Below are 19,073 nucleotides of genomic sequence, written 5' to 3'. Positions count from 1 at the left end.
ATCCCCTCCAAGTGGCACTCAAAACTTCATGTTAACACGAGGTTTTTTTGAGTGTCTACTTGAAGGGGATAATACCAGATCGAGATCGGACAGCGGTTTTCGCATTAATTTATGTTTTCGCGAACGGCCTCTTCGCTGCCGTCCCCGTATTTCTCTTCCAAATGATCGACATGCTTCTGTCCCCAATTGTGCATCATCTCGATGATCGGAAACAACGTCTGGCCGTATTCCGTGATCGAATATTCCACCTTCGGCGGAATCTGCATGTAAATTTCGCGGTGCACGATATCGTGATATTCCAGTTCCCGCAGCTGCGCGGTGAGCATCTTCTTGGTGATCTCCGGGATCGCCCGCTGCAGTCCGCTGAAACGGAGCGTGCCGCTTTGGCCCAGATGATAGAGGATGATCGGTTTCCATTTGCCGATGAGAATATCTAGCGCCGTATTGGCTTTGCATTCGTCCACGCCGGTTCCTCCTCCTTGGTATCTTTTCGGATACTATAATACCTATTCATGTCTACTTCCGATGATGAATGCTATCGTCGTATTATAACCCTAATAACATTCGGAACACAAGGGACCGGGGCGGCATGCGTACCGTCCTACGCCGCGAATGGCAGCGTGCATGCCGACCGTTCAGCGTGTGCAGTTATGGACGGTTCGACGAGCCGCTTCGGCCGGGTCTGCAAGTAGTGGAAAAAATACAATGAAGCGGCGGAGATAAGCCATTGAGCGAAACGCGCGCATCGCGGAAAATGGAAGCATGCAGCAACCCGATGCGCCGCATGCATCCGAAGCGACGGAACGGCTTCGGCCGGCATGGCAGGCGACAAGTCCATGAGGAGAGATGACGGCATGCCGAAGCTGACCGAAGCGCAACTGAAGCAGTACGACGAGCTGGGGTACATCGTGCTCGAGCATTTGTTTAACGAAGCGGAGATCGACGTCATTCGCGAGCATATCGACAAGCTCGACGAGGAATCCGCGCGCAGGCTGAGCGAGGGCCGGGATTTTATCAGCGCGGCCAACCAGATTAATTTCACGAGCCATTTGAATTATCAGCATCCCGACATCCAGCGGTTCATCGCCGACGAGCGGTTCGTCGATCTTACGACGACCATTCTCGGTCCCGATACGCGGCTGTACTGGGACCAGTCCGTGTACAAGCGCCCGGAGGCGAATCGGGATTTCCCGTGGCACCAGGACAACGGATACGTGCCGACCGAGCCGGTTCATTACCTGACCTGCTGGCTGGCGCTCGAAGATTCGACGGTCGATAACGGTTGTATCTGGGTTCAGCCGGGCTCGCACAAGCAAGGCTTCGTCGAGCACGTATACTCGGAGATCGGCTATGTCTGCTACCAAGGGGAGGACCCCGGCATTCCGGTCGAATTGAAGAAGGGCAGCCTGGTCGCGTTCCATTCGCTGCTCTTCCATCGCAGCACGCCGAACCAAAGCCAAACGACCCGCAAAGGCTACGTCATCCAATATTCCGTCGTGGGCTCCTACAATCCAGACACCGGCAAGGAATTCCTGAACGGGCCGGTCATCGCGCGGGACGGACGGAGCGCCTACGCCGGCTTCGTGACGCAGGACGAAGTTCAGCAGGGCACGGGAACCCGTGCCTGAGCCGATTCGCTGCTGCGCGAACAATTTGCAGGCGTTCCGCTACGGCGCCGCGCTGCAGGCGCTCGCCGACGCCGGCGGGGACGTGAAGCTCGAACGCTGTCTCAGCTTCTGCATCGGCGGGAAGCTCGTCTACGCCGCGGACGAGGCGGAATTCGAACGGCTGCTGCGAGGCGAAGACATGAAGGATGGAAGAGCCGAGGCGCCGAATACTAGCACGACTGAATAAAAGGGCGGTCGATAGAAGAGCGACCGATGGATCGCATAGCTGCATCGCGCGCGGTGGGAGAAGCCTTCCGGCGTGCTTGGCGTAGGCGAGGGAGGGGGCGAAGGGGAGATGACGGGGACGTTTTTCGAGGACGGGTGGCGGGTGCGGCCTTCGGTCGTCGGCCATGCTTTCTATGACGAGCTCGATCTACAGGATATCGTCTACCCGCATTGGGTGGTCAGCTTCATCGCCGAGGGGCGGGTGGAGACGCAGGTCGGCCACCTCACCCAGACCGCGGGCAAAGGACAAGTCATGCTGCATGCCCCGCATCTGCCCTTCTCGGAACGCTCCGACCGCGACGGCAATCATCGGTGGTTCGTCGTGGAGGCCGCCAACGCGCACGGCATGGACCTGTTCCGGCTCTATCCCGTCGGCGAGGTGACGACGATCGCCAATCCCGGACCGTACGTCCAGGCATTCGATCAGCTGATGGATGCCTGGAACGGCAGGGAGGGGCTCTTCCGCGAGATGGAGATCGCGAGCCTGTGCCGGCTGCTGCTGTTCTACTTGCTGCGGAGCTGGGAGCTGGCCGGCAGTGCGCCGCGAGCGCTGCCGAGCTCCAAGAACGACGAGCGGTTCCAGCAGATCGTCACGTACCTGAGCGCGAAACTGGACGAGAAAATCTCCCGCGAACAGCTGGCCGAGCTCGTGCATATGAATGCCAATTACCTGGACCGGATCTTCGCGGAGAAATTCCGGCTGACTCCGATGCAGCTGCTGCGCGAGCTGCGCCTGCGCAAGGCGAAGCGGCTGCTGGAGCAATCCGAGTTGCCGCTCGCGCAGATCGCCGCGCAATGCGGCATGGGCGACGCGGCGTACGTAAGCCGGCAATTCGCCAAGAGCTACGGCGTGACGCCGGGGGCGTACCGGGAGCAGGCGAAGCGGGCCAATCAGGATTATTACGGCCGGTAGCGGTGAGCTTTAAGCGCAGGGTGAAGTTGGATCGCGCGTCTTCAGGGTTATGCGATTTTTCCCGCGGGGTTCCCGTGCGGGTTAGCCCGTGTCCTGCCGGTCATATTATGCAGCAATATCGCACAGCGAAATGCACAGCAAAATCGCACAGCAAAAATGCACAGCAACATCGCATAGCAAAAATGCACAGCAACATCGCACGACAACATCGCACGACAATATCGCACGACAATATCGCACAGCAACATCGCACAGCAACATCGCACAGCAATATCGCACAGCAATATCGCACGACAACATCGCACAGCAATATCGCACAGCAAAGGCCAGGGGAGCGTGGCGCTCTTCTGGCCTTCGCTGTGCCCGTAAGGAATTGGCGATCGGAGCACTCAGCCCGCATGCATGTTCCGTGTTCTCCTCCTGCGCGGGACTCCCTCGCAAGAAGCGGGAATGCAGTCCTAGTGCATCCCGTTCTAATATCGAAAACCATTCCATGTTTTTCAAGATAATAAAAGGAAAAGGATACACAAACGAGGTTTGACCGCCGACGTGTGTCCGAGTACCGCGTGCCGCGATGGCACCGCGCGCCGGGAGGCGCGCGCGGTGCGGATCGGAGGCTGCGCCCAGCGCCGGGAAGCCGGAAGGGGACATGGGCGGGAAAGTTATGCACAGGTTTATCCCCATCATGCACATGCGTGATTGTTAAGAAATCGATAAGCCTTCGGAACTAATAAACATATCCACAGACTGGGTTATCCACAGCGGGATATCGTAAGGGAGATAAGTCGGTGGGCTTACTGGGGCGGACGTGAGCATGGTTTTAAGATGGTTTTGAATGAATTAATGCAAATATGCAGGAATTCTCGAGCGATAGCATGGTTTTAAGATGATTGTTGCTGAGTGATAGCATGCTTTTGAGAAGATTGCTGCAAAAGTGCAGGAATTTTTGAGCGATAGCATGCTTTTGAGAAGATTGCTGCAAAAGTGCAGGAATATTGCGGCTCCTTGGAGCTAAATGACAATACAAATCCAATATGCTGTACAATCGCAGGAATTAAATGGCGCCGACTCGGTTTCGACGAAAGTTGCTGCATTATCACAGGAATTTCGAGCGAAGCATGGTTTTAAGAAGATTGCTGCAAAAGTGCAGGAATTTTTGAGCGATAGCATGCTTTTGAGAATATTGCTGCAAAAGTGCAGGAATATTGCGGCTCCTTGGAGCGAAATGACAAAACAGCTCCAATTTGCTGTATAATCGCAGGAATTAAAGGGTGCCGACTGGTTTCAACGAAAGTTGCTGCATTATTGCAGGAATCTCGAGCGATAGCATGGTTTTGAGAAGATTGCTGCAAAAGTGCAGGAATTTTTGAGCGATAGCATGCTTTTGAGAAGATTCCTGCAAAAGTGCAGGAATATTGCGGCTCCTTGGAGCTAAATGACAATACAACTCCAATATGCTGTATAATCGCAGGAATTAAAGGGTGCCAACTCGGTTTCGACAAAAGTTCCTGCATTAATGCAGGAACTTGCGTATCAGCAGGAGCCTATGTATCAGCAGGAGCCTAAGTATCAGCAGGAACTTGCGTATCAGCATGAACCTGCATATCAGCATGAAACCTACGAAACAGCATGAACCTGCGTAACAGTAGGAACCTACCTAACAGCAGAAACTTACGTAACAGCGGGAACCTACGAAACAGCCAGAACTCACTTATCAGGAAGCGCCCCTGCCGTTCACTAACCGCGTGGGCGAATTATGTGTATATACAAAGTTATACGCTACAGATGCATGATTGCGCTGGGGTGCAGTTCGTAGCGCACGACGTATTTTCCCGAGGTTCCCGTGATCGGCGTGAACAACCCTTTGCGGCATAGCGATTGCAGTGTTCGGACGGCAGTTCTGTGGTTGATGCGAAGTTGCGTTTCCACGTCGATGGGACGCAGCGGGCCGGACGATGCGCAGGCGAAGCGGATGATTTCCCTTTCCATCAAGTTTGGCGGATCTTCTAAGAGGGGACTTTGCGTCCGGTAGCGGCTTAGCAGCATCCGCAGCAGCGTCAGGCAAAGTTCTGGCCGATTCGCGACATCGTCATACGCGAAGGAGACGACTTGGAAACCCATGGCCGACAAAAAGGTTTCCCGGTTCAACTCGTTGCAGTACTTCTGCCGATCCATGTCTCTGACATGCGGGCCGAAGCCTTTGATCTCGATGATGAGTTTGACCGACGGAGTAAGCCAGGCAAAATCGCAATAATAAGCCAGTCCCCGCCAATCAAGCACCTCGTATTCCGGATGCAGATCGTTGAAATGGCCCAGCGCCGGCCACCACACGTTGCGGCAAAACCGTTCTTCGGCCTCTCTGTGCCCCCGTTCCAGCCTCCCTCTTCGTTCCCCCTTGCGTTTCTTCAAATGCTGCGCCAAGAAATCGCGATGCGCCTGTTCGAACGTCATCTTCCGTTACCTCCCCCCAATGAAAAAACGTCCCGCTCCATGCGCGGCATGGAGCGGGACGTTCTTCGTCTCGTTAAAGTCAGTATAACGCGAAACACGACCGCATGGCTAGTCTCGCTTGCGTGCCGCCATAACGGCGCGATTGCTCATCGCAGCAACTCACCACGTTTGCTCACCACGACTGCCAGCCGCAGATGTTCTCCACGTTTGCTCACTGCGGCTACCTGCCGCAGATGTTCTCCACGTTGCTCATCGCAGCAACTCACCACGTTTGCTTTCCACGGCTGCCAGCCGCAGATGTTCTCATCGATCGGTAACCAAGCCCGATCGCGAAGATGGTCGCTCGGCAGCTCGAGCCACTCGCCGTACCGCAGGGCCGTGACCGGCCCCGAGTCTGGTCCAAACCGCGACTCGCATACGCCTGGCACATACTCTATCGGTGATCTCTTTACTCCGAATACCGGATAAACGACAGCACCAAATCCTGCCGGTGGTCGCCGAAGTCCGAGCCGAACAGGTTCAGGCCGCGACGATTCTCGGCATCCTCGCCGACCTCGAGCCGTACGCGGATCGGCTTGTTGTATTGCAGGCCGAGGGAACCGACGGTCGCGCTCGCGGAAGGCGCGCCGTTCACCAGGCTGCCGTCCTGCGTCACGCGCCATTCCGTCAGTTGGCCGTATTCCGTGCCGCTGCGCCACTTGTCCGGGGTCAGCTTGCCTTTGCGGTCGCCGAGATCTCCAGGACTCGTATAGGTGCCGACGAGCATATCGTTAATATAGAGCGAGATGTCCGAAGGCCAGTCCATCTGGAAGGAGGACGCCTCCGAGCAGAGCTCCGCGCGGAAGCCGAGCTCGTCGATCGTCACGCCGGGCGGCATGGGATTGGCGAAATAATACTCCACGTAGCCCGAGCCGGAGAACCAGAGCAGCGACGCTTCGAACCGCTCCGGCATGTAGAAGGAGCGCGGATCGTCCACGGAGCCGACGTGCACGCAATCCTTCGTCACGATGCCGCAGGTCGGCTGGACGGAGCAATGCGAGAACATGCCGATCGGCATGTGCAGCTCTTCCGTGCGATGCAGCCCTTCGCCGGGCTTTACCGGCAGGTCGAGCTGGATGGAGCGGCAGGTGGCGGAGCAGATCTTCTCCCGGTTCGCCCCGAGCGCGGACGAGACGAGGTCCACGCTTTCGAGAATTTGCACGTTGATGGAGATCGTCGGCTGCGCGACGCCGAGCGCCTCGGCCAATTGGCTGATGCTCATCGGCTTCTCGCCGAGCGCTTCCAAGATGCGCACGCGGACGTCGCCGGACAGCGCTTTGGCGACGTCGACGATACGGGAGGAGGGATAACGCAGCAGGTCTTGCATGGATTCGTTCATGGGCGGTATCAGTCCTTCGGGCGGTCGTTTTGGTATAGGAGTAGTGTACTCGAAAACTTCTATATTGTAAAAGTATAATACATATTGATAAATTTATATACCAGTGCTAGAATCAAGGCGAGAAGGAATGAAAATCCACTTTATCCGAAAGGTTGTGCTCTCCTAATGGCAGCTCAAGCTTTGCAAACGGCGGCGACTTCCGTGCCGCGTCCCGAATACCCGCGTCCGGATTGGCAGCGCCGCGATTGGCTGAATTTGAACGGAACGTGGTCGTTCCGGCTCGATCCCGAAAATGAGAACGGTTCCACGCAGGCTTCCGCGGAGTTCGGCAGCGAGATCGTCGTGCCGTTCTCGTGGGCAAGCCCGCTGTCCGGCATCGGCCGGAACGAACGCGGCATCGGCTGGTACAAGCGCGACGTGACCTGGTCCCCGGAAGCGAAGGATTCCCTCGTCTTCCTGCGCTTCGGCGCGGTCGACTACCGCTGCGACGTCTGGATCAACGGCCTGCACGCCGGTTCCCACTCGGGCGGCTACGGCGAGTTCGAGTTCGACGTGACGGGCATCTGGAACACCGGCGAGGCCAACACGATCATGGTGCGCGCGGAGGATTTCGACTTGAAAGCGCAGACGCGCGGCAAGCAGGGCTACGGCGAGATCCGCGGCATCTGGCAGCCAGTCTGGCTGGAGTCGCGTCCGAAGGCGTACATTCAGCAGGCGAAATTCATCACCCGCCTCGATGGCAGCGTGCAGGCGAACCTGACGATCGCGGCAGGCAAGACGACGGAAGCGTCGCTGCAGTTCCGTTTTGCGGACGGGGCGGTATCGCACGCGGAGAACGTCACGCTGGCGCAGGGCGTGAACAGCGTGAGCGCGACGTTCCAGGTCGAGGAGCCGCGGCTGTGGAGCCCGGAATCCCCGTACCTGTACGAGGGCGAGATCAAGCTTGCGAGCAATGAGGGCACGGACGCCGTCGAGACGTATTTCGGCATTCGCGAGATCGGCACGGCGCGGTTCGGCGATCGCGATTACCGCTGGGTGACCTTGAACGGCAAGCCGGTTTACCTGAACGGGACGCTGGATCAGTCCTTCCACGAGACGGGGTACTTTACGTATCCGACGGACGAGGAAATGCGCGACGAGATTTACCTGGCGAAGCGCCTCGGCCTGAATTTCGTTCGGATCCACATCAAGCCGGAGGAGCCGCGCAAGCTGTATTGGGCGGATAAGCTCGGGATGCTGATCATGGAAGACATGCCGTGCTTCTGGGGCAATCCCGACGAGCCGACGCGCGCGGCCTACGAGCGCGAGGCGAAGGAAATCATCGATCGCGATTTCAACCATCCGTCGATTTTCTCCTGGATCATGTTCAACGAAACGTGGGGGCTGCGCACGGATGCCGAGACGATCGCGTTGACGAGCCAGGACGGCGGCAAAGCCGAGGCCACGTATTTGCCGGAGACGCAGGAATGGGTGCGCTCGATCTACCGCTGGGCCAAGAGCGTCGATCCGACGCGGATCGTCGAGGATAACTCGCCGTGCAACTACGACAAGGTCGAGTCGGACATCAATACATGGCATTTCTATATCAACGGCTACGAACAGGTGCGCGCGCATGTGACAGAGGTCGTGGAGAAGACGTTCCCGGGCTCGTCCTTCAACTGCATCGGGGACAACGTGCAGTCCGACGCGCCGCTGATGAACAGCGAGTGCGGCAACGTCTGGGGCTTCGTGAGCGGCGCCGGCGACAGCGACCTCGCCTGGCATTACCGCTATATGATGAACGAATTCCGCCGCCACGACAAAATGTGCGGGTTCGTCTTCACCGAGCTGCGCGACGTGACCAACGAGTTCAACGGCTACTACCGCCTCGACGGCCGCGAGAAATTTTTCGGCTACGAGGGCTTCGTGCCCGGCATGACGCTGGCCGACCTGCACGCGCCGGATTTCATCGTCATCGACGCGCCGCCGTGCCAGACGCTGCAAGCGGGCGAACGCGTGTCGGTGCCGCTGCTGAAGTCGAGCTACTCGGACCGTTACCATGGGCAAAAGCTGACGCTCGGCTGGGAGCTGTGGCATGACAACCTCGGCACCCGCGTAACCGGGGACCGCGGCGCGATCGAATTGGATTGGAACGGCTACGGCGTGAAGGAGATCGCGCCGATCGCGTTCGATCTGCCGAAGCAGGATGCCGTCGCCGTGCTGGCGGTCACGCTCCGCGATGCCGAGGGAGCCGTCGTGACGCGCAACTTCATCGCGTTCGACGTGCGCGGCGGCAGCGACGTGCCGGTCTACGACGCGGACGGACGTTTCGTCGCGGTGCCGGTGACGGATTACGCGGAACAAACCTTCGCGCACCAGTGGAATGCGATTCAGTCGGGCAAGACGAACGGCGGCCAGTCGGGCAAGTTCGTCTACGACGTCAAGCTGCCGGATGCGGCCGAGCAAGCGCTGGTGCAGCAGGTTGAGCTCTACTTCGAGGCCAGCTCGAAGCGGCTGCTGGCGCGCAATGTCGAAGGCGCGCGGGAACGCGCCCACGGCATCGACTTCATGCACGGCGCGGATGCCGCGGTGGAGTACAATTCCAACACGTACTACATGACCGACAACGAGCTGCACGAATCGCGGATCGACGTGCTCGTGGACGGGGAGAAGGTCGCGTCGTTCCTGCTGACGGACAATCCGGCGGACAGCCAAGGCGTGCTCTCTTACCAGTACCAGGAGGTTCACAACCAGCTCGACGAGGCCGGCTCTTACGGCTACCTGTGCAAGGTCGTGCTGCCGAGCAGCGTAACGGCGAAGCTCGACCGCAGCCGCGCCTTCAAGCTGACGCTTGAAGCGGGCGAAGGCGGCCTGGCGCTGTACGGCCGGAATGCCGGACGGTACCCGATCGATATCGTCGCGCATGTCAGATAACGGTTTTCCTTTCTATGGAGGGAGCGGGCCAGCCGGCCTGCTCCTTTTTCGTGCGCGGGGCTGAAGTGCGAGCGAGCGGGCTTAGTACCAGGTACCAGAAATAGTTGGTACTTCTGGCGCGCGGCGAACGGGATTACAATGAGGCCATAACACATAACCGCAAAGGTTATACGGGAGGCTCATTACGATGAGTAAGATGGATATGGATCAGTTCACTACGGCGATGCCGGTTCGCGCGAAAATGCATTTCTACCGTCGCCGCAACACCCCGACCTACACGTTCATGGCTTGGGCGTCGTTCGTGCTCGCGAGCGGATTCGAATTCGTCGGCATTTATAACTTGAAAGAACCGCTGTCGGTGCAGGGCTACTATGCGGTCACGGGCGTGCTGCTCATCGTCACCTCGTTCCTGCTGCAGAAGGTCGCGCGCGACAACGACGAGGACAGCTTCCTCGCGGCGCACAACCCTGGCCACCGCCGCCGCAACACGTCCGCGTTCACGTTCCTGTCCTGGGCCGGCTTCGGCCTGGCGATCCTGGCGCAGTACATCGGGATCTTCAACCTGGAGGAGCCGCTGGCCGTCAAGGGCTATTACGCCATCGGCGGCGCGTTCCTGATCGTGTCGTGCCTCGTGCTGCAGAAGACGATCCGGGACAACGAGGAGGACCGGCTGAATCGGGACGAGGCGGAGGAGTAGGGCGAATAATGCGTAAAAGAGACTTCTCTCGTCGCGAGGGAAGTTTCTTTTGCTTGAAATTGGAAGAGGGAGAAGTTTTTACTTGCGGCATCGCCAGTTCCTACTATACTGGAAGTTAGTAGTCCCCTTATGAGCTTCGGGCGCATGCGACGGAAGCAACGCTGCCAAGCCGATAAACGCGCAGCTTCGCCGCAGCGGTCGGGGGGAGCGAAACAAGATAGAATCCCCCCTATAAAGATAAGAATCACTCCTTGTACCGCGAACATCGCGCGTTATATGATCGGGAAAAAGAACGGGAAAGGCGGGAGCGCGATGCTGGTGCTGATCGTTGACGACGAATGGGAGATCCGCGAAGGACTGCGCCGGAATTTTCCTTGGGGAGAATACGGCATCGAGGAAGCGATCACCGCCGATGACGGCGATACCGCGCTGGAGCTGGCCAGGCTGCGGGAGCCCGACCTGATCTTGACGGATATCCGGATGAAGCGGATGACCGGCCTCGAGTTGATCGAGCAGTACGCGGCCGAATGCGCCGACGGCTGGCGGGCGATCGTCATCAGCGGCTACGACGATTTCGAGATGGTGCGCAGCGCGATGAAGCTCGGTGCCATGGATTATTTGCTGAAGCCGATCAACACGTCGGATCTCGGCGAGATTTTGAAGCGGATGATCGACCAGCTCCAGAAGGAGAAGCGCGACCGCGACAACGAGATGCTGCTGCAATCGCATGTGCAGAGCGCCTTGCCGAAGATGCGCGAGGAAGTGCTGCGCGAGCTGGTCGAATTCAAATACAACGCCTACCGGGAGACGAGGATCGCGCACCGGCTGCGGACGCTGGAGCTGGATTGGCTCTTGGGCGAGCGCCTCGCGCTGCTGCTGGTCGAGGTCGACGACCTGCGGGCGGTCGTGAGCCGCAACGAACGGAATCTGATCCTGTTCGGCATCGGCAACGTCGTCCGCCAGACGCTGGAGGAGGATTGCGCCTACCGTTCCGTGCTCTACGAGGACGCCAAGAACCGCTGGGTACTGCTGCTGGCCTGCCCGGACGCCGCGCGGCTGGAGCTGTACAAGGAGCTCGGCCAGCTGTGCATCCGCCGCATCCATCAGTTCGTGAAGGTCAACGTGAGCGTGGCGCTCTGCTCCGCGACCGATTATGCAAGCGGTCTCAATGCCGTGTATACGGAGACGGAGGAAATCCTCGAGCAGAAAGCCGTCTACGGCGGCAACCGGCTGCTCACCGGGGTCGGCTGGGAGGTCGAGGCGGAGCAGGACAATCTCTCGATCCGGCAGCCGGCGGAGGTGCTCGACCTGATCCGCTACGGCACGGACGACGAGATCCGGGCGGCGATGGAGCCGTTCGTGGAGATGGTCCAATGCTGGTCGTTCACGCAGATCAAGGATATCCAGCAGCGCATCTTCGAATGGCTGCTCGAGCTGTTCAAGAAGGCGTGGCAGCACGGCTGGACCGACCGGACCTGGGAGCGCAATCCGATGGCCGTGTGGGAGCGGCTGGAGCAGTTCGATACATTGGAGTCGCTGAAGGAGCAGACGGAGCAGTTTCTGCTGACCGTCGCCGCGGGCTTCCGGACCCAGAGCGTGTCGCCGTGCCAGATCATTCAAGCCGCGGAGAAATTCATCCGCGGCCGGTATGCCGACGGCCTGACCCTGCAGAGCGTGGCGGAGGAAGTGCACGTGACGCCGGTGTGGCTGAGCAAGCTGTTCAAGAAAGAGACGGGCATGACGTTTCTCGAATATTTGACCGAGATCAGGATGGAAAGGGCGAAACGGATGCTCGAAGAAGTGCAGTACAAGGTGTACGAGGTGTCCACGCAGGTCGGTTACAAGGACCCCGTTCATTTCACGAAGCTGTTCAAGAAACAAACGGGCCACACGCCCAAAGAATACCGCAGGCTGCAAGGGATCGCGGGCCATGAGTAGCCCGGTCTCCCTGCGCCTCGCGTCTTCCTTCCGGAACCGGATGATATTGATCTTCTTCATGATCATTATCGTCCCTTTTTTATTGTTCGCGTACTATGCGCATATCAAGGCGATCGAAGGCATCTCGAACGCGAACATGACCGCCTCCATCAACTATTTGCAGCAGTCGCGGGGCAATTTCGAGAACTACCTGGAGTCGCTGAACAATCAGATCAACGGCCTGATCGGCAACAAGCAGCTGCAGAACCTGCTGAGCGCCCCGCCGCCGGCGGATCCGGCGTCCGAAGATACGTTCACGCTGAACATGGTCAGCCTGATCTATCAGAAGACGTCGACGATCGACGCGTTCCGGATTCACGTGTATCCGATCGATCCGTCCAAATACACGGACTACATGAGCACGATCGGCGAGCCGGACCGGGTGCAGGACGAGCCGTGGTTCCGCAAATCGCTCGCCACGGTCAGTCCGACCTGGCGGCTGTCGATGCCGGAAAAGGGCTACTTTGAACGTCCGCTGCTCACGTACATCAAGCGCTTCTCCGGGCTGTACGACCAGATACCGCGCGGGCTCGTCGCCACCGATCTGTCCGAGGACCAGCTGAAGCGCTTCTTCTCCCAGAGCGGCGGCATGGTCGATCAGAAGGTGCTGCTGCTCGACGAATCGGGGACGGTCGTCTACGATTCCCATGCCAATCAATGGACGGGCAGTCCGTTTCCGTCCGAGCGGTTCGTCCGGCATATTGCCGCGGGAGCGCAGGGGTCGCAGACCGTCACGATCGAAGGCAGCAAGTATTTGGCGACCTACGTGCGGATGGACAGCTATCCGTGGACGATCGCCAGCTTGACGCCGCTCGACGAATTGACCGGCACGATCGCGGAGATCAACCGGCTGCTCGTCATCTTCCTGATTATCTACCTGATCTGCTGCATCGGCGTGGTGCTGTACATCACGGCGTATTTCACGCAGCCGATCGCGCGGCTCGTCCGGTATATGCGCAGGCTGGAAGCGGGCAATCTGCAGCAGATCATCCCGACGTCGTCGCGGCAGGACGAGGTCGGCTGGCTGTATCGCGGTTACGGCAGCCTGATCCGCAGGCTGGAAGGGTTGATCGCGGACGCTTCGCGGGCGGAGCGGCAGAAGAAGGAGCTGGAATTCCAGGTGCTGAGCCATCAGATCAATCCGCATTTCCTGTACAACACGCTGGAGTCGATCCGCTGGAAGGCGGAGAATCACGGCCGAAGCGAGATCAGCGAGATGGTGTCCGCGCTCGGCAACCTGCTGCGGCTGAGCCTCAATCAAGGCAAGGAGGTGACGACGCTGGGGCGGGAGATCGAGCAGGTCAAGGCGTACGTGCAGATCGAACAGGCGCGGATGGGCCAGACGATTCGAATCCTGTATTCGGTCGACGGCGAGCTGAAGGACGTGCCGTTCCTGCGTCTGCTGCTGCAGCCGCTCGTCGAGAACGCGATCCAGCACAGCATTCGCGATAATTTCGAACAAGGCAAGATTCTGCTCTCCGCCCGCCGGGACGGCGAGGAGCTCGTGGTCGACCTCGTCGATAACGGCAGCGGCATTCCGCCGGACGTGATCGAGAAGCTGGAGATGAACTCCGATCCGCACGCGAAATCGGCCGAAGGCGCCAAGGGCGTCGGCCTGCGTAACGTCAACGATCGGTTGAAGCTGTATTTCGGCGAGAATTGCAGGCTGAGCATCGAGACGTCGCCGGGGCAAGGCACCCGGATCACGCTGAGGCATCCGATCATCAAGGACGGGGAACTAGGGCAAAGGAAGTGAAGGGAACGGATATAGGAAGGTCTTCGGGTTCGGATAGGCTGTCCGGCGCATAGGCCTGGCAGCCCGGGTCGCGTGCGCTAGCGGGGGATTCGGCTTAGTTGTGAAATACGAGCCAGGCGACCAAAAGCCAGAATGGCGCGACAAGCAGCGCTCCGTTGATCATGCCGGTCGTGAATTTTGCTCCGCGCTCCGCCGATGCGCCATCCGCGGTTGCCGTAGCGCCGAACAAAGAAGCATGCGTCTTAATGCCTGCGTGCACCAAAGTGCCGTTGATGGGTTTGCGGTTAAGGATTCTCATAATTAAACCTTCTCTCCTGGATTTTCATGACCTAGGTCACGATATTGGGTCGTTAATCCTTATATCGGTCATGAGTTAATGGGAATGAAGTCCTTTATAAGAAAAATTTCGAAAAAAATCTAGGTCCGCAAACAGAGTCGCAAGACCCTTAACCGGCAAGGCGAATTGCCCATGCGCGTTTCGCCGGCCGGGATGATCAAGCGCCGGCCGCTGCGATTCTGCCGGTTGGCGCCGTTTGTTCATCCGGGGCGCGCAGCGGCAGGATGGAAGCTCCTTTACAAGCAGGCGCATAATCGTTACAGTTTGTATGTAATTATTTTCCATATAAAAAGGAGCGGGATTCGCATGAACGGTTATCAAGTCGACACGATGGAAAGAGAAGCGCTCAAGCTGGTCGGTTATTCGATCGTCGAAAGCCTGAACAACGTGCTGGAAACGAGAATCGTCGGCACGCTGCGCGAGGAACTGGCCGGCCGCAGGCAAGAGATCGAACACGGCGCCGGTTCCGGCATCTACTTGCTACAAATTTACCCGCAAGACGGCCATTGGACGCCGGATGTTCCGTTTCGGCACGTGATTGCGGTTGAAGTGGACGCGTTCGGCGCGCTGCCGGAGGGGATGATCGCGCATACGCTGCCTCGCGGACGCTACGCGAAATTCGTGCACGAAGGTCCGGAATCCCGGATCGGCGAGACGTATGCGTACATTAACGACGCCTACGGCATGCGGCCGATCGACATCGAATACTGGCCCGATATTCATGCGCTGGACGACGCGGACAGCCGCATCGAGATTTACGTCCCAAGCAAGGAATAGCGGGGAGGCGCCGATCGCGCGGCGAAGCGGGTCGGCGGAACGAGGGCTGTCCATCGTCATCGCGGATGACGGAGGGCGGTCTTTTTTCGTTCGTTTCCGAAAGGAAGCGTTTTCTCGAAAAAGCGGGAACAGGCTAAAACAACCCTGCAAAGGATAAGATCCGCTCATAGAAGCGGCCGGGACCGTCCTTTATCATTAAACTATCAACGAAAGAGAAGGGGTATAGGCCCATGAAACGAAACGGAATCCTCCGCGAGCTCGTGCGCAACCGCCAGCTGCTGCTCATGTTTCTGCCCGTCGCGACGCTGCTCTTCCTGTTCAATTACTTGCCCTTGTCGGGTCTGATCATTCCGTTCAAGAACTTCGACTTCAGCAAAGGCATCTGGGGCAGCGATTGGATGCACCCGCTGCTGAACAACTTCGATTACATTCTGTCCTCGGACGCGGCGTACCGGGCCGTTCGCAACACGATCCTGTTGAACGCGCTGTTCATCGGCGTCGGGCTGGTGTTCGAGGTCGGCTTCGCGCTCATGCTGAACGAGCTGCGGAACAAATACTTCAAGCGCATCACCCAATCGCTGACCTTCCTGCCGTTCTTCATCTCCTGGATCGTCGTCGGCGTGTTCACCTACAACCTGCTCAACTTCGAGAACGGCGCGGTCAACCGCTTGCTGGAATGGTTCGGCTTTCAGGGCATCGACTTCTACAGCGAAGCCGGCCTGTGGCCGCTCATCCTGACGATCGCGATCCGCTGGAAAGTGACCGGCTACGGCACGATCATCTACCTGGCGGCGCTGACCTCGATCGACAACTCGTATTACGAGGCCGCCTCGATCGACGGCGCCTCCCGTTGGCAGCAGATGCGGTACATCAGCATTCCGATGCTGAAGCCGACGATCATGATCCTGACGCTCCTGGCCATCGGCCGCATCATGAACGCGGACTTCGGGATGTTCTACGCGATGGTCGGCGATGCCTCGCTGCTGTTCCCGACGACCGACGTCATCGACACGCTGGTCTATCGGAGCCTTCGCAAATCCGGCGACATCGGCATGGCATCCGCGGCCGGCTTCCTGCAATCGGTGGTGGCGTTCGTGCTCATCCTCGCCAGCAACTACGCCGCCCGCAAGGTGGACCGGGACTCGGCGATTTTCTAAAACGCTAAATTTTTTAAAAGAGTTTTGAAGAAGTGACCGGAGAGTCGGTATGGAGTCGGAACAACGAAGTGGTCGCCTTTGTAGTTGGATTTCTACCTAATGATAATTTATAAGATCAAAGAAATCCAACTACAACAGCGAGTGGAGACCCATACCGACCGCAGGTCATGCCTTTCTTCAATTCGCTTTTAAATAAACCCAAGGAGGCATCGGTCAATGGTTGCCAAACGATTTTCGCTCAGCCAAGCGCTCATCATGCTCGTCATTGCCTTATTCAGCCTGGCCTGCCTGTTCCCGTTCCTGATGGTCATCTCGGGCTCGCTCAGCACGGAGAACGACATCGTCAATTACGGCTACGGGCTCATCCCCCGGCATATTACGCTCGATTCGTACCGGATCCTGTTCCTCGGCTCCAACCGGATCGTGGACGCGTACGGCATCAGCATCCTCGTCACGGTCGTCGGGACGATCCTGTCCCTGATCGTCAACAGCATGGGCGCGTACGTCATGGCGCGGCGCTCGTTCAAGTACCGCAACATCCTGTCCATCTACGTCATCCTGACGATGCTGTTCAGCGGCGGCCTCGTGCCGTGGTACATCATCTGCGTCCGCTACCTGGAGCTCAAGGACACGATCTGGGCGATGATCCTGCCGCCGATGGCGAATGCCTTCAACATGTTCTTGATCCGCAACTTCATGCAGTCGATTCCGGAGGACATTTACGAGTCCGCCAAAATGGACGGCGCGAGCGAATTCCGCATCTTCGGCCGGCTCATTACCCCGCTGTCCGTGCCCGTCTTGGCGACCATCGGCTTGTTCGTGGCGCTGGCGTACTGGAACGACTGGTTCCTCGGCCTGATGTTCATCGACAAGCAGGAGCTTCAGCCGCTGCAGCTGCTGCTGCGGACGCTCATCTCGAACGTCGATTTCCTGCGCAACTCCAGCAATGCCGCGGCGATGCAGCGCATCATGCCGCAGATCCCGTCCGAATCGATGAAGATGGCGCTGACCGTCGTCACGATCGGCCCGATCATCTTCCTGTACCCGTTCCTCCAGCGCTATTTCGTCAAGGGGCTCATGGTGGGCGCGGTCAAAGGCTGACTATACCGACTTCGGTCGTATAGCGATATAATCAAAACCAATAGGGGAGAGGATTACATGAGGAAGCGGAAGTCAAGGATCCCGATGCTGCTCGCCGTCATGATGCTGGTCACGGTCATGCTGGCGGCATGCGGCGGCAATAACGCCAATAACGGGAACGGCGGCAGCGCCGGCAATGCCGGGGGCAACGCCGGCGGAGACAACGGCGCGACCGCGCCGGCCGATTCGACGGACGGCAACGCCGGCAAGCAAGAGGACGAAGTGACGCTGAAGTTTTATTTCGGCGGCGACAAGAAAGCGGCGACGGACGAGGTCTGGACCGCGATCAGCGACTACGTCAAGAGCAAGGGCCTGAACGTGAAGTTCAACATCAACTTCATCCCGTTCACCGATTTCAAGGATAAAATGCTCGTCATGGCGGCATCCGGCGACAGCTGGGACATGAATTTCGACGGCGATTGGCTGTCCTACAAGCAGATGGCGGCGAAAGGCTCCTACATGGCGCTGAACGACCTGCTGCCCGAATTCGCGCCGAACCTGTACAAGAAGTACCAGGAGCAAGGCACGCTGTCCGCCGCTACGGTGAACGGGCAGATCGTCGGCCTGCCGTGGACGATGAAGATGAACCAGCGGCTGTTCGCCGGCTGGCGGTCCGATCTGGCGGAGAAGGCGGGCATCACGATCGCGCCGGATTCCATCAAGACGATCGAAGACGTCGACGGCCTGCTCCGTCAATTGAAGAAAGCGTATCCGAACGAGAAGCTGTCGCGTTCGACGCCGCTCGCGATCTACATGATCCGCGACGAATGGGTCGACCTGAACTTCCACGGCCTGGGCTTTTATCTCAACGATCCGAAAGTGACCGTCCAACCGGTCGAGCAGCAGCCGTTCTACCAAGAAGCGATCAAGATGGCGAAGGTCTGGTACGACGACAAGCTGATCAACCGCGACGCGATGATCGACAAGGAAGACGGCGCCGCCGAATGGCGCAACGGCAAGACGCTGCTGACGCTGACGTCGCATGAATGGGCCAACGCGGACCCGGGCTTCTCGGACCCGTCCTTCAAGCAGCAGATGTCCCTGCTCTATCCGGACAAGAAGCAGGTCAACCGCACGGCGCTGGCGAACGTGGTCGCGATCAACCGCAACTCCAAGCACGCCGACCGCGTCCTGCGCTTCATGGACATGATCGAGACCGATCAGAAGCTGTACGACCTCGTGCAGTACGGCATCGAAGGCAAGACCTACAAGCTGGACGGCGAAACGGCGATTTACCCGGACGGCATGAACACGACGACGAGCAACTACATGGAATGGGGCGGCCAATGGGCGTTCTGGAAGCCGCAATTCATGCGTCCGACTTCGACGTATCCGAAGGATTTCTGGGTGCACGAGGCCGAGTTCGCGGCCGAGCCGGAGAACGTCAACTCCCCGATCGACGGCCTGTTCATCGCCGAAGACGCCATGAAGAACGAGCTCGCCAAACGCGACCAAACGGCCGACGAGACGGGCAAGCCGCTGGAATTCGGCATCGTGAAGGATCCGGACAAGGAAGTCGCTTCCTACATCGAGAAGCAAAAAGGCAACGGCCTGGACAAAATCCTGACCGAAACGCAAAAGCAAATCGACGCTTACCTGACATCGCAAGCCAAGTAAGGTACGGAGCCTGATCGGCTGCAAGCAAAACCAATCGGCGCCAGTCGGCATGAAGGCGGCGCGTCAGC

General features: G+C 58.6%; 16 protein-coding genes and 1 pseudogene. 12 read left to right on the top strand and 5 right to left on the bottom strand.

Annotated elements, in window-relative coordinates:
* Positions 1–104: 104 nt before the first annotated feature.
* Positions 105–464, bottom strand: coding sequence for a winged helix-turn-helix transcriptional regulator (locus GT019_RS12415; protein WP_161743462.1), 360 nt, complete (start codon positions 462–464; stop codon positions 105–107).
* 372 nt (positions 465–836) lie between these two features.
* On the opposite strand from GT019_RS12415, the gene GT019_RS12410 reads away from it, so the two are divergent.
* From GT019_RS12410 to GT019_RS12400, 3 genes are all read left to right on the top strand, one after another.
* Positions 837–1,628: a phytanoyl-CoA dioxygenase family protein gene (locus tag GT019_RS12410; RefSeq protein ID WP_161743461.1), complete on the top strand. Its 792-nt coding sequence runs from the start codon at positions 837–839 to the stop codon at positions 1,626–1,628.
* Positions 1,621–1,854, top strand: a complete 234-nt coding sequence (locus tag GT019_RS12405; protein WP_161743460.1) for a hypothetical protein — start codon at positions 1,621–1,623, stop codon at positions 1,852–1,854. Before GT019_RS12410 ends, GT019_RS12405 begins: the two co-directional genes overlap by 8 nt.
* 108 nt (positions 1,855–1,962) lie before the next feature.
* Positions 1,963–2,805: a helix-turn-helix domain-containing protein gene (locus GT019_RS12400; RefSeq protein WP_161743459.1), complete on the top strand. Its 843-nt coding sequence runs from the start codon at positions 1,963–1,965 to the stop codon at positions 2,803–2,805.
* A 1,124-nt stretch (positions 2,806–3,929) separates the two neighbouring features.
* Here GT019_RS12400 and GT019_RS12395 read toward each other — a convergent pair.
* From GT019_RS12395 to GT019_RS12385, 3 genes are all read right to left on the bottom strand, one after another.
* Positions 3,930–4,319 (bottom strand): hypothetical protein, encoded by a 390-nt coding sequence (locus GT019_RS12395; RefSeq protein WP_161743458.1) that lies wholly within the window; start codon positions 4,317–4,319, stop codon positions 3,930–3,932.
* A gap of 265 nt (positions 4,320–4,584) precedes the next feature.
* Entirely contained in the window at positions 4,585–5,256 is a 672-nt protein-coding gene (locus GT019_RS12390) for a DUF559 domain-containing protein (protein ID WP_161743457.1), read from the bottom strand.
* A 448-nt stretch (positions 5,257–5,704) separates the two neighbouring features.
* Complete coding sequence (locus GT019_RS12385; RefSeq protein ID WP_161743456.1) at positions 5,705–6,634, bottom strand: ArsR/SmtB family transcription factor; 930 nt, start codon at positions 6,632–6,634, stop codon at positions 5,705–5,707.
* Between the two features lie 165 nt (positions 6,635–6,799).
* On the opposite strand from GT019_RS12385, the gene GT019_RS12380 reads away from it, so the two are divergent.
* From GT019_RS12380 to GT019_RS12365, 5 genes and pseudogenes are all read left to right on the top strand, one after another.
* Positions 6,800–9,547 carry a glycoside hydrolase family 2 protein gene (locus GT019_RS12380; protein WP_161743455.1) on the top strand — a complete coding sequence of 916 codons (2,748 nt, stop codon included), beginning with the start codon at positions 6,800–6,802 and terminating at the stop codon, positions 9,545–9,547.
* Positions 9,548–9,734: 187 nt separating this feature from the next.
* Positions 9,735–9,968 (top strand): annotated as a pseudogene (locus tag GT019_RS31945) (YiaA/YiaB family inner membrane protein); the annotation flags it as partial.
* An 84-nt stretch (positions 9,969–10,052) separates the two neighbouring features.
* On the top strand, positions 10,053–10,244 hold the full coding sequence (locus GT019_RS31940) for a YiaA/YiaB family inner membrane protein (protein WP_235947816.1): 192 nt from the start codon (positions 10,053–10,055) through the stop codon (positions 10,242–10,244).
* 312 nt (positions 10,245–10,556) lie between these two features.
* The gene (locus tag GT019_RS12370; protein ID WP_161743454.1) at positions 10,557–12,182 is read left to right on the top strand and encodes a helix-turn-helix domain-containing protein; all 1,626 of its coding nucleotides are present in this window, start codon (positions 10,557–10,559) and stop codon (positions 12,180–12,182) included.
* Positions 12,175–13,977: a cache domain-containing sensor histidine kinase gene (locus GT019_RS12365; protein WP_161743453.1), complete on the top strand. Its 1,803-nt coding sequence runs from the start codon at positions 12,175–12,177 to the stop codon at positions 13,975–13,977. The genes GT019_RS12370 and GT019_RS12365 overlap by 8 nt, the downstream gene beginning before the upstream one ends.
* A 94-nt stretch (positions 13,978–14,071) precedes the next feature.
* On the opposite strand, the gene GT019_RS12360 is transcribed toward GT019_RS12365, so the two are convergent.
* Positions 14,072–14,275 carry a hypothetical protein gene (locus tag GT019_RS12360; RefSeq protein WP_161743452.1) on the bottom strand — a complete coding sequence of 68 codons (204 nt, stop codon included), beginning with the start codon at positions 14,273–14,275 and terminating at the stop codon, positions 14,072–14,074.
* A gap of 345 nt (positions 14,276–14,620) precedes the next feature.
* Between GT019_RS12360 and GT019_RS12355 the strand changes: the two genes are divergently transcribed.
* The 4 genes from GT019_RS12355 to GT019_RS12340 all read left to right on the top strand — a co-directional run bounded on the left by GT019_RS12355 (position 14,621) and on the right by GT019_RS12340 (position 19,005).
* Positions 14,621–15,091 (top strand): GyrI-like domain-containing protein, encoded by a 471-nt coding sequence (locus GT019_RS12355; RefSeq protein WP_161743451.1) that lies wholly within the window; start codon positions 14,621–14,623, stop codon positions 15,089–15,091.
* Positions 15,092–15,321: 230 nt separating this feature from the next.
* On the top strand, positions 15,322–16,248 hold the full coding sequence (locus GT019_RS12350; protein WP_161743450.1) for an ABC transporter permease: 927 nt from the start codon (positions 15,322–15,324) through the stop codon (positions 16,246–16,248).
* A gap of 216 nt (positions 16,249–16,464) precedes the next feature.
* Positions 16,465–17,349 carry a carbohydrate ABC transporter permease gene (locus GT019_RS12345; protein WP_161743449.1) on the top strand — a complete coding sequence of 295 codons (885 nt, stop codon included), beginning with the start codon at positions 16,465–16,467 and terminating at the stop codon, positions 17,347–17,349.
* Between the two features lie 57 nt (positions 17,350–17,406).
* Complete coding sequence (locus tag GT019_RS12340) at positions 17,407–19,005, top strand: DUF3502 domain-containing protein (protein ID WP_235947772.1); 1,599 nt, start codon at positions 17,407–17,409, stop codon at positions 19,003–19,005.
* Positions 19,006–19,073: the final 68 nt, after the last annotated feature.

Origin of the sequence: Paenibacillus glycinis, assembly GCF_009909185.1 — a bacterium.
GTDB lineage: Bacteria > Bacillota > Bacilli > Paenibacillales > Paenibacillaceae > Paenibacillus_Z > Paenibacillus_Z glycinis.
The sequence above is the reverse complement of the archived record's forward strand: the minus strand, read 5'-3'. Positions and strand labels throughout refer to the sequence as shown.